The sequence below is a fragment of the Pseudomonas sp. ATCC 43928 genome, assembly GCF_005938665.2.
Classification (GTDB): domain Bacteria; phylum Pseudomonadota; class Gammaproteobacteria; order Pseudomonadales; family Pseudomonadaceae; genus Aquipseudomonas.
The window spans coordinates 3838883-3853494 of sequence record NZ_CP041753.1 but is presented as its reverse complement, the minus strand read 5'-3'; the positions used below and the strand labels follow the sequence as shown (position 1 = coordinate 3853494).

12 protein-coding genes are annotated in these 14612 nt (G+C 60.7%); 4 read left to right on the top strand and 8 right to left on the bottom strand.

Going from position 1 to position 14612, the window contains the following annotated elements; translation table 11 throughout:
• The first annotated feature begins 25 nt into the window (after positions 1-25).
• The 3 genes from FFH90_RS17485 (at position 26) to FFH90_RS17475 (ending at position 3457) form a co-directional block, all read left to right on the top strand.
• Positions 26-2194 carry a xanthine dehydrogenase family protein molybdopterin-binding subunit gene (locus FFH90_RS17485; RefSeq protein WP_138867725.1) on the top strand — a complete coding sequence of 723 codons (2169 nt, stop codon included), beginning with the start codon at positions 26-28 and terminating at the stop codon, positions 2192-2194.
• A 1-nt stretch (position 2195) separates the two neighbouring features.
• Positions 2196-2774, top strand: coding sequence for a hypothetical protein (locus FFH90_RS17480; RefSeq protein ID WP_018929632.1), 579 nt, complete (start codon positions 2196-2198; stop codon positions 2772-2774).
• A gap of 74 nt (positions 2775-2848) precedes the next feature.
• Complete coding sequence (locus tag FFH90_RS17475) at positions 2849-3457, top strand: GGDEF domain-containing protein (protein ID WP_064618228.1); 609 nt, start codon at positions 2849-2851, stop codon at positions 3455-3457.
• Here FFH90_RS17475 and FFH90_RS17470 read toward each other — a convergent pair.
• Together FFH90_RS17470 and FFH90_RS17465 are read right to left on the bottom strand one after the other, a co-directional pair.
• Positions 3448-4725 carry an amidase gene (locus FFH90_RS17470; RefSeq protein ID WP_138867724.1) on the bottom strand — a complete coding sequence of 426 codons (1278 nt, stop codon included), beginning with the start codon at positions 4723-4725 and terminating at the stop codon, positions 3448-3450. The two genes, FFH90_RS17475 and FFH90_RS17470, sit on opposite strands and share 10 nt — an antisense overlap.
• Positions 4722-5147, bottom strand: coding sequence for a VOC family protein (locus tag FFH90_RS17465; protein WP_138867723.1), 426 nt, complete (start codon positions 5145-5147; stop codon positions 4722-4724). The genes FFH90_RS17470 and FFH90_RS17465 overlap by 4 nt, the downstream gene beginning before the upstream one ends.
• 114 nt (positions 5148-5261) lie before the next feature.
• Between FFH90_RS17465 and FFH90_RS17460 the strand changes: the two genes are divergently transcribed.
• Positions 5262-6116 (top strand): LysR family transcriptional regulator, encoded by an 855-nt coding sequence (locus FFH90_RS17460; protein WP_138867722.1) that lies wholly within the window; start codon positions 5262-5264, stop codon positions 6114-6116.
• A gap of 69 nt (positions 6117-6185) precedes the next feature.
• Here the strand turns inward: FFH90_RS17460 and fabI are convergent, their stop codons facing one another.
• Genes fabI through FFH90_RS17430 form a run of 6 tightly spaced genes read right to left on the bottom strand, consistent with a single transcriptional unit; the run spans position 6186 to position 14384 of the window.
• Positions 6186-6980, bottom strand: a complete 795-nt coding sequence (fabI, locus tag FFH90_RS17455; protein ID WP_007937760.1) for an enoyl-ACP reductase FabI — start codon at positions 6978-6980, stop codon at positions 6186-6188.
• 22 nt (positions 6981-7002) lie between these two features.
• Positions 7003-8613 (bottom strand): ABC transporter ATP-binding protein, encoded by a 1611-nt coding sequence (locus tag FFH90_RS17450; protein WP_018929627.1) that lies wholly within the window; start codon positions 8611-8613, stop codon positions 7003-7005.
• 1 nt (position 8614) lies between these two features.
• Positions 8615-9634, bottom strand: coding sequence for an ABC transporter permease (locus FFH90_RS17445; protein ID WP_007906755.1), 1020 nt, complete (start codon positions 9632-9634; stop codon positions 8615-8617).
• Between the two features lies 1 nt (position 9635).
• Positions 9636-10709, bottom strand: a complete 1074-nt coding sequence (locus tag FFH90_RS17440) for a microcin C ABC transporter permease YejB (RefSeq protein ID WP_018929626.1) — start codon at positions 10707-10709, stop codon at positions 9636-9638.
• Positions 10710-10713: 4 nt separating this feature from the next.
• The gene (locus FFH90_RS17435) at positions 10714-12555 is read right to left on the bottom strand and encodes an extracellular solute-binding protein (protein ID WP_096480091.1); all 1842 of its coding nucleotides are present in this window, start codon (positions 12553-12555) and stop codon (positions 10714-10716) included.
• On the bottom strand, positions 12552-14384 hold the full coding sequence (locus FFH90_RS17430) for an extracellular solute-binding protein (RefSeq protein ID WP_138867721.1): 1833 nt from the start codon (positions 14382-14384) through the stop codon (positions 12552-12554). The genes FFH90_RS17435 and FFH90_RS17430 overlap by 4 nt, the downstream gene beginning before the upstream one ends.
• Between the last annotated feature and the right edge of the window lie 228 nt (positions 14385-14612).

The following is a 14612-nucleotide window of genomic DNA, read 5'->3' as shown; positions in this document are numbered from 1 at the left end:
AGCCACGTTGAAGGGAGTCTGAGCAATGAACAGCATCAACCCTGTCTCGCGTCGCGGTTTTCTCAAGGGCAGTGCCGTGTTGGGTGGCGGTCTGGTGGTGGCGTTTGTCATTCCTGGCGGCCATCGCTTCGCCTTCGGTGCCGAGAATCAAGGAGAGGAATTCGCGCCCAATGCCTTTTTACGCATCGGCAACGACAACAGCGTCACTGTGCTGCTCGGCCATTCGGAAATGGGCCAGGGCATCTGGACCGGCCTGACCATGTTGATCTCCGAAGAACTGGACGCCGATTGGTCGAAAATTCGCGTCGAACACGCGCCAGCCTCGGCCGCCGAGTATGGCCTGCCGGCGTTTGGCGGGATGCAAATCACCGGCGGTTCGACCTCGACCTGGATGGAGTTCGATCGCTATCGTCAGGCCGGCGCAGCGGCGCGCTTGATGCTGATCGACGCGGCGGCCAAGCGCTTCGACATGGCGCCTTCGCAGATTCGCACCGAATCGGGCGTGGTCATTGCCGGCGACAAACGCGCCACTTACGGCGAACTGGCGGATGACGCCGGCAAGTTGCCGGTGCCGGATCCAGCCTCGATCAAGTTCAAGGAAGCCAAGGACTGGAAGGTCATCGGCAAACCCACCAAGCGCCTCGATACCCCGGAGAAAATCACCGGGCAGGCCAAGTTCGGCATGGACGTGCAATTCGACGGGCTTATGACTGCGGTGGTCGCTCGGCCGCCAGTGTTCGGTGGCAGCGTCAAATCCTTCGAAGGCGCCGAGGCGCTGGCGGTGCCTGGCGTGCACAAAGTGGTGCAGGTGCCCACGGGAGTCGCGGTGATTGCCGATCATTATTGGGCGGCGAAGCTGGGGCGCGATGCGCTGAAGGTTGTATGGGAACCGGGGCCGAACGCCGGGCTCGACAGCCAGCAACTGCTGGAAAGCTTCCGTAAACTCGCCGCCACCCCCGGGACCTCGGTCAGCCAGGCCGGGGACGCGACGGTGATGTTGGGCAGGGCGGCGAAGACTATCGAGGCCGAATACAGCGTGCCGTACCTGGCCCACGCGCCGATGGAACCGCTCAATTGCACGGTGAAAATCACCAAGGACAAATGCGAAATCTGGACCGGCACGCAGTTCCAGACCCTGGATCAGATGATCGCGGGGAAGATCACCGGGCTCAAACCCGAACAGGTCGAGATCCACACCCAATTCCTCGGTGGCGGCTTCGGGCGTCGGGCCAACCCGACCTCGGACTTTGTCAGCGAGGCGGTGTACGTCGCCAAAGCGGCGGGCGAACCGGTGAAAACCGTCTGGTCCCGAGAGGATGACATTCGCGGCGGTTACTATCGCTCGGCATTCCTGCATCAGGCACGCATCGGGCTGGACGCCGACGGTATGCCGATCGCCTGGAAGCATATGCTGGTCGGGCAGTCGATCATGGCCGGCACGTCGTTCGAGGCGACCATGGTCAAGGACGGTGTCGACAAAACCTCCGTCGAAGGTGTGGCCGACAGTCCTTATTTTGAGGGGCTGGCCAATCACCTGATCGACCTGCATTCCCCGCAAACCGGCATCAGCGTGCTGTGGTTGCGGTCGGTGGGGCATACCCATACGGCATTCGTCATGGAGTCGTTGATCGATGAGTTGGCCGAGGCGGCCGGCAAGGATCCGGTGGAATATCGACGAACCTTGCTCAAGGCGCATCCACGGCATCTGGGGGTGCTGAATCTGGCAGTGGAGAAAGCCGACTGGAAAGCGCCGTTGCCGGACGGCCACGCATTGGGCGTGGCGGTGCATGAGTCTTTCGGCAGCTACGTCGCCCATGTGGCGGAGGTGTCGCAGGACAACCTGGCGATTCGCGTACACCGGGTGGTGTGTGCGGTGGATTGCGGCATTGCGGTCAACCCGCAGAGCATCGCCGCGCAGATGGAGTCAGGCATCACCTTCGGTCTCGGATTTACCTTGCACAGCAAACTGACGTTCAAGAACGGCCAGGTGCAGCAATCCAATTTTCACGACTATCAGGTGTTGCGCCTGAACGAAATGCCCGTGGTCGAAGTGCATATCGTCCCCAGCACCGACAAACCCGGCGGCATCGGCGAGGTTGGTGTACCGCCCGTGGCGCCGGCCGTGGCGAACGCGGTGTTTGCCCTGACCGGGCAGCGTCTGCGGGAACTGCCGCTGCAATTGTCGGGGGTGTGACATGAAACGACATCTGTTGCTGGGCGCGGTGGTGCTGATCGGGCTGACTGGCTATGCCTCGGACCTGTTCGCTGATGATAAAGAGGCGCTGAAGGCGTTTGACACGGTACAGAAGGTGTTCCAGAGCCCGCGCTGTCAGAACTGCCATATCCCCGGCGATTCGCCTTTACAGTTCGACGCCGGCAATCCTCACGCGATGAGGGTGGTTCGCGGGATGGATGGCAAAGGGGCGGCCGGTCTGCCGTGTGCCAGTTGCCATGCCGACAGCAATCCGCCCGCCAGTTATGGGCCTCACACACCGCCTGGAGCGCCGCATTGGAGCCTGCCGCCAGCCGCGCACAAAATGGCCTGGATCGGCCTGCCGCCCGACAGGTTGTGCGCAATGATCAAGGATCGTTCCAGTAATGGCGATCGTGATTTTGCGGCACTGATCAAACATGTCAGCGAGGACAAACTGGTGCTCTGGGGCTGGCATCCAGGTGAGGGACGGACGCCGGTGCCGGTGCCCCACGACATTTTCGTCACCCAGTTCAAACTCTGGGCGGACGCTGGAGGGCCGTGTCCGGTGGCGGGTAGCTGACCAGCGGCGCGTTTATAGGGAGTCAAACCGGGTGTGAACGACTCTAACGTTTATATCCATCAAGGGAGTGAGTAATGCTAACCCCAGAAAAACCGCTCAAACCCGGCGTGGGCACGCCGAACGTCCTCGACGGCGCCGTGCAGGACCGCGATGTACTGCGCGACCTGGCGCGCAAGGCCGAGCAAGAACTGATGGGCGTGCAGATGGCGAGCATGGATGAGTTGACGCTGCTGTCCAATCGTCATGGCTTCGAGGCTCTGGCCCAATTGGCGCTGGAGGCTTGTCGGCAGTTGGGCCAACCTGCGACCCTGTTGTTTTTCGACCTTGACGACTTCAAGCGCATCAACCGGTTGTATGGGCGTGCCGAGGGCGACAACGCCCTGAAAACCTTTGCCGACGTGCTGCGCATCGCTTTTCGTGAAAGCGATGTGATCGGTCGGCTGGGCAGCGATGAGTTTGCTGCCTTGTTGACCGGCGCCAACACGGTGGAGATTGCCGCGATCAGGGCGCGCCTCGAAGAAATACTCGATGAGCGTAATGCCACGGTGCATCGTGGCTATGACATTCGCTTCAGTGTCGGGCAGATCGAGTTTGATGCTCAGCTAACCCAAACGGCGCAAGATCTGCTGGCTCTGGTCGATAAGGCGTTGCGTGCCCGACAGTTCGAAGCTCGTCATTCTTGAATGGCGCCTTGCAAAACCGCTGCAACGTGCTCGGCCGTTCGTAACAGCCGACCATCCTCTCTGAACCTTCCGATCATCTGTAGCCCGACAGGCAACATGGCTTGGCCGGGCCTCAGCGGTATGTTCAGTTGCGGCCAGCCAAACGCCCCCCAGAACTTGATGAAATCCGACGGTCCGGTGCTTTCCAGGCCGACCGGCGCGACCATCCCGCAAGAGGCGCCGAGCATGGCGTCGAAGGGGCGGCAAAGCTCGCTCAAGCGTGGGGCAAGATCAGCCAGGCGCGCCTTGGCAGCGGATTCCTGTTGCCAGGTTGTGGTCGCCGCCCGCTCGAACATGGCCAGGGTCGAAGGGCTCAATTGTGTTCGGTGTTGTTGAAACTCCTTTGCCAGCGAGCGGGCACCTTCGCAATCGTTAATCAACTGATGATCGTCGAACACACCTGCAAACTCATCCGGCAGCCGTACGTCGCTCACGTGATGGCCGGCGCTGCGCAACTGATCCACCGCCTGTTCCAGGGCAAGGACCACGTCGGGGTCCACTTGATCCCAGCGCGACGTGCGGCAGAACCCCAAGTGCAGCGGACGCCGCTCGATGTCCGGCATCACAAACCCGGGAATCAACACGCGCGCTACCAGGTGCAGGTCGCGCACTGACTGGCCATACCAACCCACGGTGTCGAAGCTCGGCGCCAACGGTTTTACCCCTTCCAGCGATACCAGGCCCAGCGACGGTTTGAAAGCGAAGAGGCCGCAGTAGGATGCCGGCTTGAGCAACGAGCCAGCGGTCTGGGTGCCCAGCGCCAGGGCAAAGAACCCTGCAGCCATCCCGGCCGCCGAGCCCGCGCTGGAGCTGCCCGGCGTTCGCGTAAGGTCGTGGGGATTGCGGGTTGGACCGGTGTGCATGTACGCAAACTCGGTGGTATGGGTCTTGCCCATGATCAGCGCCCCGGCCTGGCGCAGCAGCGTCACGACGTGGGCGTCCCGGGAGGGTTGATGGTCGGTATAGATGGGTGAATAGAACTGCGTGGGGTGGGTCGCAGTGTCGAAAATGTCCTTGATACCCACGGGGACGCCGGCCAGCAGACCCTGGCCGTTGTGCTGCGCCGCATCGGCGCGGACCTGCCGGGCGTCGAACGAGACGAAAGCCTGGATATCCGGCTCCCGCGCCTGAATGCGCTGAAGAAAGGTTTCGACGACGATGGCAGCGGTGGTCTCGCCATTGACCACCGCTTCACTGAGGGTGGTGGCGTCAAGGGGCAGGCGGATCATTTGGCGAACAACTGATTGATATTTTTGAACGCCTTGAACTCCAGAGCATTGCCGCAGGGATCGAAAAGAAACATCGTGGCTTGTTCGCCCACCAATCCCTGAAACCGGATGCCCGGCTCGATCACGAAGTGTGTACCCAGGGCTTTCAGGCGTTCGGCCAGCGCCTCCCATTCTTCCATCGGCAATACCACACCGAAATGCGGCACCGGTACGTCGTGGCCGTCCACGGCGTTGGTATGGGCGGCTTCCTGAGAAGCGTTTTTCGGGGCCAGATGAATCACCAGTTGATGGCCGAAAAAGTTGAAATCGACCCAGTGATCGCTGGAGCGACCTTCTTCCAGGCCGAACACCTCGCCATAGAAATGCCGGGTAGCGTCCAGATCGTAAACCGGGATGGCCAAATGAAAAGGGGACAGTTGCATCGGATGTGCCTCGACGGGTTGAGCGTTGAGGCTGAGTTTAGTCCTGTGCTTTTTGATTGAAAGACGATAATTTTTGCAGCGAGCTCAAATTATTTCGATCAATTGGGGGGCCGTATGCTGCGGGAACTGAAAACCTTCATTGCCGTGACGCGCCATGGCACGTTCGCAGCGGCAGGCATGCACATCGGCCTGACTCAGTCGGCGGTCAGCGCGCAGATCCGCAATCTGGAGCAGGCGTTGGGCATACGTCTGTTCGATCGCACCGGGCGCCAGGCGCTCCTCAATGCCGCAGGGCAGCGAGCGTTGCCGATGGCTCAGGAAATGCTCGAGATCTTCAGTCGCATGGCCGTCAGTGATGACATCAGTGAGTTTCGTGGCGAATTGAAGATCGGCGCGGTGGCCACCGTCCAGACCGGTTTGTTGCCACGGACGCTGTTGCGACTCAGGCAACAGGCGCCATTGCTGGAGGCGAAACTGGTGCCGGGGGTATCCCTGAACTTGCTGAGCCAGGTGGATACTTGCGAAGTGGACCTGGCGATTCTGATCAAGCCGCCGTTTGAATTACCCAAGGAATTATCGGTGCAAGTCATTCGCCGGGAGCCGTTTGTGCTGATCGTGCCGGCCGACCTCGAGGGGGATGACCCGCTGCAGTTACTCGCCAGCCATCCCCACGTACGCTACGACCGCAATTCATTCGGTGGGCGATTGGTGACGCGTTTTTTGCGCGAGCAGCAGATTGATGTACAGGTGGCTCTGGAGCTGGATGAGCTGGAAGCCATTGTCAAGATGGTGGAATGCGGGCTGGGTGTTTCGCTATTGCCCGAGGCGGGGCTGTGGCTTGAGCATGGGGCGAAGGTCAGGATCATCCCGCTGGGAGAGCTGACGTTCTACCGGGAGATCGTGCTGTTGCAGCGTTATAGCCAGCGTACACAGCCGATCCAGCAGTTGTTTGCTCAGTGTTTGTTGTGAAGATCTTTTGAATTTGAGGGCACAAAAAACCCGCCTGAAGAGGCGGGTTTTTTAACGGCTAACCGAAGATCACTCTTCGATGTTGCCCATGGCGGTGGTGTTGAAGCCGCCGTCTACGTACATGATTTCGCCGCTGATGCCGGACGCCAGGTCCGAGCACAGGAAGGCGCCGGCGTTGCCGACTTCTTCGATGGTGACGTTACGACGCAGCGGGGTTTGCGCTTCGTTGGCGGCCAGCATTTTGCGGAAGTTCTTGATGCCGGAAGCGGCGAGGGTGCGGATCGGGCCAGCCGATACGCAGTTGACGCGGGTGCCGTCCGGGCCCAGGGAGCCGGCCAGGTAACGTACGCCAGCTTCCAGGGAAGCCTTGGCCATGCCCATTACGTTGTAGTTCGGCATGGTGCGCTCGGCGCCCAGGTACGACAGGGTCAGCAGGCTGCCATTGCGGCCTTTCATCATTTCGCGACCAGCCTTGGCCAGGGCCACGAAGCTGTAGGCGCTGATGTCGTGAGCGATGCGGAAACCTTCACGGGTGGTGGCTTCGGTGAAGTCGCCGTCCAGTTGGTCGCCCGGGGCGAAGCCGACGGAGTGCACGATGCAGTCCAGGCCGTCCCACTTCTTGCTCAACTCTTCGAAGACCTTGGCGATTTCGGCATCGCTGGCCACGTCGCACGGGAAGCACAGCTCAGGGCTCGAACCCCAGCCCTGTGCGAATTCTTCGACACGACCCTTGAGTTTGTCGTTCTGATAAGTGAAGGCAAGCTCAGCGCCCTCGCGATGCATGGCGGCAGCGATGCCGGATGCGATGGACAGCTTGCTGGCGACACCGACGATCAGTACGCGCTTACCGGCGAGAAAACCCATGTGTTGCTCCTCTCTTTCAGGTTTATTGCGCAGTGGCTGGTGCCAGAAAAGCGGCTTCCAGCAACTGCTGTGTATACGGATGTTGGGGGGCGGCAAAGATACTTTGCGCGTCTCCCTGTTCGACCACTTGGCCATGCTTGACCACCATCAGCTGGTGGCTCAGCGCTTTGACGACAGCCAGGTCATGGCTGATAAACAGATACGTCAGGTTGTACTTGGTTTGCAGTGAACGTAGCAGCTCCACCACTTGGCGTTGCACGGTGCGGTCGAGGGCCGAAGTCGGCTCGTCCAGCAGAATCAACGCCGGTTTTAGCACTAAAGCCCGGGCAATGGCGATTCTCTGCCGCTGCCCACCGGAAAATTCATGGGGGTAGCGGTGCCGGGTTTCCGGATCCAGGCCTACCTCCTTGAGTGCCGCAATAATCGCTTGTTCCTGCTCGGCCTCGGTGCCCATCTTGTGGATCCGCAGGCCTTCACCGACGATCTGGCTCACGCACATCCGTGGGCTCAGGCTGCCGAAAGGGTCCTGGAACACCACCTGCATTTCCCGCCGCAGCGGCCGAACCTGTTGCTGCGTCAGGCAGTCTAGCTGCTTGCCTTCAAAACGGATCGCACCTTTGCTACCGATCAGCCGCAAAATCGCCAAACCGAGCGTCGACTTGCCGGAACCGCTTTCTCCCACAATCCCCAGAGTCTGTCCCTGGGGCAGGCTGAAATTGATGCCGTCCACCGCCTTGATGTGGTCGACGGTCTTTTTCAGAAAGCCTTTCTTGATCGGGAACCAGACTTTCAGGTCCTCGACCTGCAGCAAGGGCGGGCCAATTACATTGGTCGCAGGCTTGCCGCTGGGCTCCGCTGCCAGCAGTTCCCGGGTGTACGGATGCTGCGGCGCGCGGAACAATTCTTCGCACGATGCCTGTTCGACGATGCAACCGCGCTGCATGACACATACGCGATGCGCAATTCTTCGTACAAGGTTCAAATCGTGACTGATCAGTAACAGCGCCATGCCCAGGCGGGCCTGCAATTCCTTGAGCAATTCGAGGATTTTCAGCTGAACAGTCACGTCCAGAGCGGTGGTCGGTTCGTCGGCGATCAGCAGTTCCGGCTCGTTGGCCAGGGCCATGGCGATCATGACCCGCTGGCGCTGGCCACCGGACAATTCGTGGGGCAGGGCCTTGAGACGCTTCTCGGGTTCCGGGATGCCGACCATCTCCAGCAGCTCCAGCGTGCGCCTGGTCGCGACTTTGCCGGTCAGGCCCTTGTGGATGCCCAATACCTCGTTGATCTGCTTCTCGATCGAGTGCAGTGGGTTGAGCGAGGTCATCGGCTCTTGAAAGATCATCGCGATCCGGTTGCCGCGGATGTGGCGGATGGTTTTCTCTTTCAGCTCCAACAAGTTCCGGTCGGAATAGGTGATGGTGCCGGACGGATGCCGGGCCAGCGGATAGGGCAGCAGCCGCAGGATCGAGTGGGCAGTCACCGATTTGCCGGAGCCGCTTTCACCCACCAGCGCCAGGGTTTCGCCGCGCTTGATGTCGAAGCTGACGCCTTCGACCACCCGCTGAACGTGCTCGCCAACGACAAATTCGACGGCCAGGTCGCGCACTTCGATCAGATTGTCCTGATTCATTTCACTTCCTCGGGTCGAAGGCATCGCGAGCGGACTCGCCGATGAATACCAGCAAACTCAACATCAACGCCAGCACCGCAAACGCACTCATACCGAGCCACGGCGCTTGCAGGTTGGATTTGCCCTGGGCCACCAACTCACCCAGCGACGGGGCGCCCGGCGGCAAACCGAAGCCGAGGAAGTCGAGGGCGGTCAGCGTGCCGATGGCGCCGGTCAGGATGAACGGCATGAAGGTCATGGTCGAGACCATGGCGTTGGGCAAAATGTGGCGGAACATGATCGCACCATTCTGCATGCCCAGCGCCCGGGCCGCGCGCACGTATTCCAGATTCCGCCCGCGCAGGAACTCCGCGCGCACCACATCCACCAGGCTCATCCACGAAAACAGCAACATGATCCCCAGCAGCCACCAGAAGTTCGGCTGCACGAAACTGGCGAGGATGATCAGCAGGTACAGCACCGGCAGCCCGGACCAGATCTCCAGGAAACGCTGCCCGGCCAGGTCGACCCAGCCGCCATAAAAGCCCTGCAAGGCGCCGGCGATCACGCCGATGATCGAGCTGAGGATGGTCAGCGTCAAAGCGAACAGCACCGAAATCCGGAAACCGTAAATCACCCGGGCCAACACGTCGCGGCCCTGATCGTCGGTGCCCAGCAGGTTGTCGGCGGACGGCGGCGCGGGGGCCGGGACTTTCAGGTCGTAGTTGATGCTCTGGTAGCTGTAGGGGATCGGCGCCCACACCACCCAGGCGTCCTTGGCCTTGAGCAGTTCGCGGATGTACGGGCTCTTGTAGTTGGCTTCCAGCGGGAATTCACCGCCGAACGCGGTTTCCGGATAGCGCTTGAGCGCCGGGAAGTACCAGGCGTTGTCGTAATGCACCACCAGCGGTTTGTCGTTGGCGATCAGCTCGGCGCCGAGGCTTGCGCCGAACAGAATCAGAAACAGCCACAACGACCACCAGCCTCGCTTGTTGGCCTTGAACAGCTCGAAACGTCGGCGATTGAGAGGGGACAGGTTCATCTCAATGCTCCCGGCTTTCGAAGTCGATGCGCGGATCGACAAGGGTGTACGTGAGGTCGCCGATCAGCTTGAGCACCAGCCCCAGCAGCGTGAAGATGAACAGCGTGCCGAAGACGATCGGGTAGTCGCGGTTGATCGCTGCTTCGAAACTCATCAGGCCGAGGCCGTCGAGGGAGAAGATCACTTCCACCAGCAATGAGCCGGTGAAGAAGATCCCGATGAGCGCTGAAGGGAAGCCGGCGATCACCAACAGCATCGCGTTGCGAAACACGTGGCCGTAGAGCACGCGGTGACGGGTCAGGCCCTTGGCTTTGGCGGTGACCACGTATTGCTTGTTGATTTCGTCGAGGAAGCTGTTTTTGGTCAGCAGCGTCATGGTCGCGAAGTGGCCGATTACCAGTGCAGTGACCGGCAGAGCCAGGTGCCAGAAATAATCGAGGATCTTGCCGCCGGTGCTGAGCTCATCAAAGTTGTTCGAGGTCAGGCCCCGTAGCGGGAACCAGTCGAAATAGCTGCCGCCGGCGAACACCACAATCAGCAGGATGGCGAACAGGAACGCCGGGATCGCGTAACCGACGATGATCGCCGAACTGGTCCACACATCGAAGTGGCTGCCGTGTCGCGTCGCCTTGGCGATCCCCAGCGGGATAGACACCAGGTACATGATCAGCGTGCTCCACAGCCCGAGGGAGATCGACACCGGCATCTTTTCCTTGATCAGGTCGATGACCTTGGCGTCGCGGAAGAAGCTGTCGCCGAAATCCAGGGTGGCGTAGTTCTTGATCATGATCCACAAGCGTTCCGGCGCCGATTTGTCGAAGCCGTACATGTGCTCGATTTCCTTGACCAGCGCCGGGTCCAGGCCCTGGGCGCCGCGATAGGCGGAACCTGCCACCGACACTTCGGCTCCGCCGCCGGCAATGCGGCTGGTGGCGCCTTCGAAGCCTTCGAGTTTGGCGATCATCTGTTCCACCGGCCCACCGGGGGCGGCCTGGATGATCACGAAGTTGATCAGCAGAATGCCAAACAGGGTCGGGATGATCAGCAGCAGTCGCCGAAAAATATACGCCAGCATCTGATTACTCCGTGCCCGCAGGGTCGGCTTGCAGTTTTGTTTCGACTTCTATCGCAGGTGTCGCGTCGGGTTTGACCCACCAGGTATTGATGCCGATGTCATATTTGGGTGAAACCTTCGGGTGGCCGATGTGGTTCCAGTACGCCACGCGCCAGGTCTTGATGTGCCAGTTGGGGATCACGTAATAGCCCCATTGCAGCACCCGGTCCAGCGCCCGGGCGTGGGCCACCAGGCTTTTGCGCGAATCGGCGTTGATCAGTTGCTCGACCAGTTGGTCCACCACTGGGTCTTTAAGGCCCATGGAGTTGCGGCTGCCGGGTTTGTCGGCGGCGGCGGTCATCCAGAACTCGCGCTGTTCGTTACCCGGCGAGTTGGATTGCGGGAAACTGCCGACGATCATGTCGAAGTCCCGGGAGCGTACGCGGTTGATGTATTGCGAGACGTCGACCCGACGGATCACCAGATCGATGCCCAGGTCGCTGAGGTTGCGCTTGAACGGCAGCAGCACCCGCTCGAACTCGGTCTGGGCCAGCAGGAACTCGATGGTCACCGGTTTGCCGGTGGCGTCGACCATCTTGTCGTCGACGATCCGCCAGCCGGCCTCTTGCAGCAGTTGATAGGCTTTGCGCTGCTGGGTGCGGATCATGCCGCTGGCGTCGGTCAGCGGGTTCTGGAACGCCTCGCTGAACACTTGCTCGGGAATCTTGCCGCGGAACGGGTCGAGAATCGCCAGTTGATCGGCGTCCGGCAGGCCAGTGGCGGCCATTTCCGAGTTTTCGAAGTAACTGCGGGTACGCACGTAGGCGCCGTTGAACAGTTGCTTGTTGGTCCACTCGAAGTCCAGCAACAGGGTCAGCGCCTGGCGCACGCGCACATCCTGGAACACCGGACGACGCAGGTTGAACACGAAGCCTTGCATGCCGGTGGGGTTGCCGTTGGGGATTTCTTCCTTGATCAGCCGCCCTTCGGTCACCGCCGGAATGTTGTAGGCCTTGGCCCAGTTTTTCGCGGATATTTCCAGCCAGTAGTCGAACTGACCGGCCTTGAGTGCTTCCAGTGCGACGGTGTTGTCGCGGTAATAGTCAGTGGTCATCACGTCGAAGTTGTAGAACCCGCGATTGACCGGCAGGTCCTTGCCCCAGTAATCCTTGACCCGTTCATATCGCACGGAGCGCCCGGCCTTCACTTCGGTGACTTTGTACGGGCCGCTGCCCAGCGGTAGTTCCAGGTTGCCCTTATTGAAGTCACGGGTGGCCCACCAATGTTTGGGCAGCACCGGCAACTGGCAGAGGATCATTGGCAATTCGCGGTTGTTGTTGTGCTTGAACTTGAACAGCACTTTGAGCGGGTCTTCGGCGATCGCTTCCTCCACGTCGCTGTAATAGCCGTGGTAGAGCGGGGCACCTTCCTTGATCAGGGTCTGGAAGCTGAACACCACGTCTTCGGCGCGCACAGGGTGGCCGTCGTGGAAACGTGCTTCGGGGCGCAGATAGAAGCGCACCCAGGTGTTGTCCGGGGCTTTTTCGATTTTGCCTGCGATCAAGCCATATTGAGTGAACGGCTCATCGAGACCCTGTTTGGCCAGGGTGTCGTAGATCATGCTGATGTCGTCGGCCGGCACGCCTTTGCTGATGAACGGATTGAGGCTGTCGAAGCCACCGAACCCGGCCTGACGGAAGATTCCGCCCTTCGGCGCGTCGGGGTTTACGTAATCGAAGTGCTTGAAGTCGGCCGGGTATTTCGGCGGCTCGTTGTACAGGGTCAAGGCGTGTTGCGGGGCGGCGCAGGCCAGCCCGGCGAACAACAGACCGCTGGCCTGCAAGAGCAGGGCGCGTAAGGGAGTCATTGATCTTTCTCCGAAGATTTCAGCCACCAAGCGCTCAGGCCCAGGGTGTAGGGCGGCGTGGTGACGAAGGCGAACCGGTTGCGGTAGGCCAAGCGGTGATAATTGAGGTACCAGTTGGGAATGATGTAGTGCTGCCATAGCAGCACCCGGTCGAGCGCCTTGCCGGCGGCGACTTGTTCATCCCGGGTCTGGGCGCCGAGCAGTTGTTCGAGCAAATGGTCGACCACCGGGTCGGCGATGCCTGCGTAGTTCTTGCTGCCCTTGATCCCGACCTGGCTGGAGTGGAAGTACTGCCATTGTTCCAGGCCCGGGCTGAGGGTCTGGTTGAGGGTCATCAGGATCATGTCGAAATCGAATTGATCGAGGCGCTGTTTGTACTGGGCGCGATCGACCGTGCGCAGCCGTGCGTCGATACCGATGCTGGCGAGGTTCTCGACGTAGGGCTGAAGGATCCGCTCCAGGTTCGGGTTGACCAGCAGGATCTCGAAGCGTAGCGGTTGGCCGATGCTGTTCTGCAGCCGCTGGCCATTGAGCTTCCAGCCGGCTTCGGCGAGCAGGCCCAAGGCCTTGCGCATGGTTTCGCGCGGAATGCCGCGGCCTTCGGTCTGCGGCAGGCTGAACGGCTCGGTGAGCAGCTTGGCGGGCAACTGATCGCGATAGGACTTGAGCAACAGCCACTCATGGCCGACCGGCAGTCCCGTGGCAGAGAACTCGCTGTTGGGGTAGTAACTCATGGCGCGTGTGTAGGCGCCGCTGAACAGCGTGCGGTTGGTCCACTCGAAATCGAACATCAGCCCCAGCGCTTCACGGACCTTGATCTGGGCGAAGGTCGACCGCCGAGTGTTCATGAACAGGCCCTGGCTCTGGGTCGGGATCTGGTGCGGGATCTGCGCCTTGATCACCTCGCCACGGCGCACGGCCGGGAAGTCGTAGCCGTTGTCCCAGTTTTTCGCCTGATGCTCGATGTAGATGTCGAACTCGCCGGCCTTGAACGCTTCGAAGGCCACGTCGCTGTCACGGTAGAACTCGACTTCCATGCGATCGACGTTGTATTTGCCGCGATTGACCGGCAGGTCCTTGCCCCAGTAATCCTTGACCCGTTCGAAGACGATCTGCCGCCCGGGGGTTACCGAAGTGATGCGATACGGCCCACTGCCCAATGGCGGCTCGAAGGTGGTGGCCTTGAAGTCGCGATCTTTCCAGTAATGCTGGGGCAACACCGGCAACTCGCCCAGGCGCAGGATCAGCAACGGATTACCGGAGCGCTTGAAGACGAAGCGAATGCGCTGCGGGTTGAGGATGTCGACCCGCGACACTTCCTGCAGGTTGGTGCGGTATTGCGGATGACCTTCCTTGAGCAGCAGACGGTAAGAAAACGCGACATCGTAAGCGGTGATCGGCGTGCCATCGTGGAAGCGCGCTTCGGGGCGCAGGTTGAACACCACCCAGCTGCGGTCTTCGCTGTATTCCACCGATTGGGCGATCAGGCCATAACTGGACGTCGGCTCATCGCCCGACGGCGCGTACTGGCCGGTGCCGACCATCAGCGGTTCGTTGAGTTCGTTGATGCCGTATTGCAGGAAGTTGGGCGTGGAAACCGGGCTCGAACCTTTGAAGGTGTAAGGGTTGAGCGTATCGAAGGTGCCAAACGCCATCACCCGCAACGTACCGCCCTTGGGCGCTTGCGGGTTGACCCAGTCGAAGTGGGTAAATCTGGCCGGGTACTTGAGCGTGCCGAACTGCGCATAACCGTGGCTTTCGCTGATCGTCGCGCTTGCGGGGGAGCTCAAGGCCAGGCTGATCAGGAGCAGTAGGAGGGGACGCTTCAAGTCAGAGATCCGATCCAGGCGGCTTGGGCTTTGTGGGCCGTACAGTAACAGCTTGTATCGACAGGAAAAAGACGGGGGCTTAATGCATTGTTAACCGCTGCCTCGATAGCCCTGCGGATCGCAGAGCCTGTGGCGAGGGAGCTTGCTCCCGCTGGGTTGCGAAGCAGCCCCAAAACCTGAAATCCGGTAACTTCTGACACGCCGCGTACTTGGGTTTACGACTGCTTC

Excerpts from the sequence above, each read along its gene's own strand:
- FFH90_RS17445 (WP_007906755.1), bottom strand. The coding sequence starts at position 9,634 with ATGAACCTGTCCCCTCTCAATCGCCGACGTTTCGAGCTGTTCAAGGCC.
- FFH90_RS17465 (WP_138867723.1), bottom strand. The coding sequence starts at position 5,147 with ATGCAACTGTCCCCTTTTCATTTGGCCATCCCGGTTTACGATCTGGAC.
- FFH90_RS17460 (WP_138867722.1), top strand. The coding sequence starts at position 5,262 with ATGCTGCGGGAACTGAAAACCTTCATTGCCGTGACGCGCCATGGCACG.
- FFH90_RS17475 (WP_064618228.1), top strand. The coding sequence starts at position 2,849 with ATGCTAACCCCAGAAAAACCGCTCAAACCCGGCGTGGGCACGCCGAAC.
- FFH90_RS17440 (WP_018929626.1), bottom strand. The coding sequence starts at position 10,709 with ATGCTGGCGTATATTTTTCGGCGACTGCTGCTGATCATCCCGACCCTG.
- FFH90_RS17450 (WP_018929627.1), bottom strand. The coding sequence starts at position 8,613 with ATGAATCAGGACAATCTGATCGAAGTGCGCGACCTGGCCGTCGAATTT.
- FFH90_RS17470 (WP_138867724.1), bottom strand. The coding sequence starts at position 4,725 with ATGATCCGCCTGCCCCTTGACGCCACCACCCTCAGTGAAGCGGTGGTC.
- FFH90_RS17480 (WP_018929632.1), top strand. The coding sequence starts at position 2,196 with ATGAAACGACATCTGTTGCTGGGCGCGGTGGTGCTGATCGGGCTGACT.
- fabI (WP_007937760.1), bottom strand. The coding sequence starts at position 6,980 with ATGGGTTTTCTCGCCGGTAAGCGCGTACTGATCGTCGGTGTCGCCAGC.
- FFH90_RS17435 (WP_096480091.1), bottom strand. The coding sequence starts at position 12,555 with ATGACTCCCTTACGCGCCCTGCTCTTGCAGGCCAGCGGTCTGTTGTTC.
- FFH90_RS17485 (WP_138867725.1), top strand. The coding sequence starts at position 26 with ATGAACAGCATCAACCCTGTCTCGCGTCGCGGTTTTCTCAAGGGCAGT.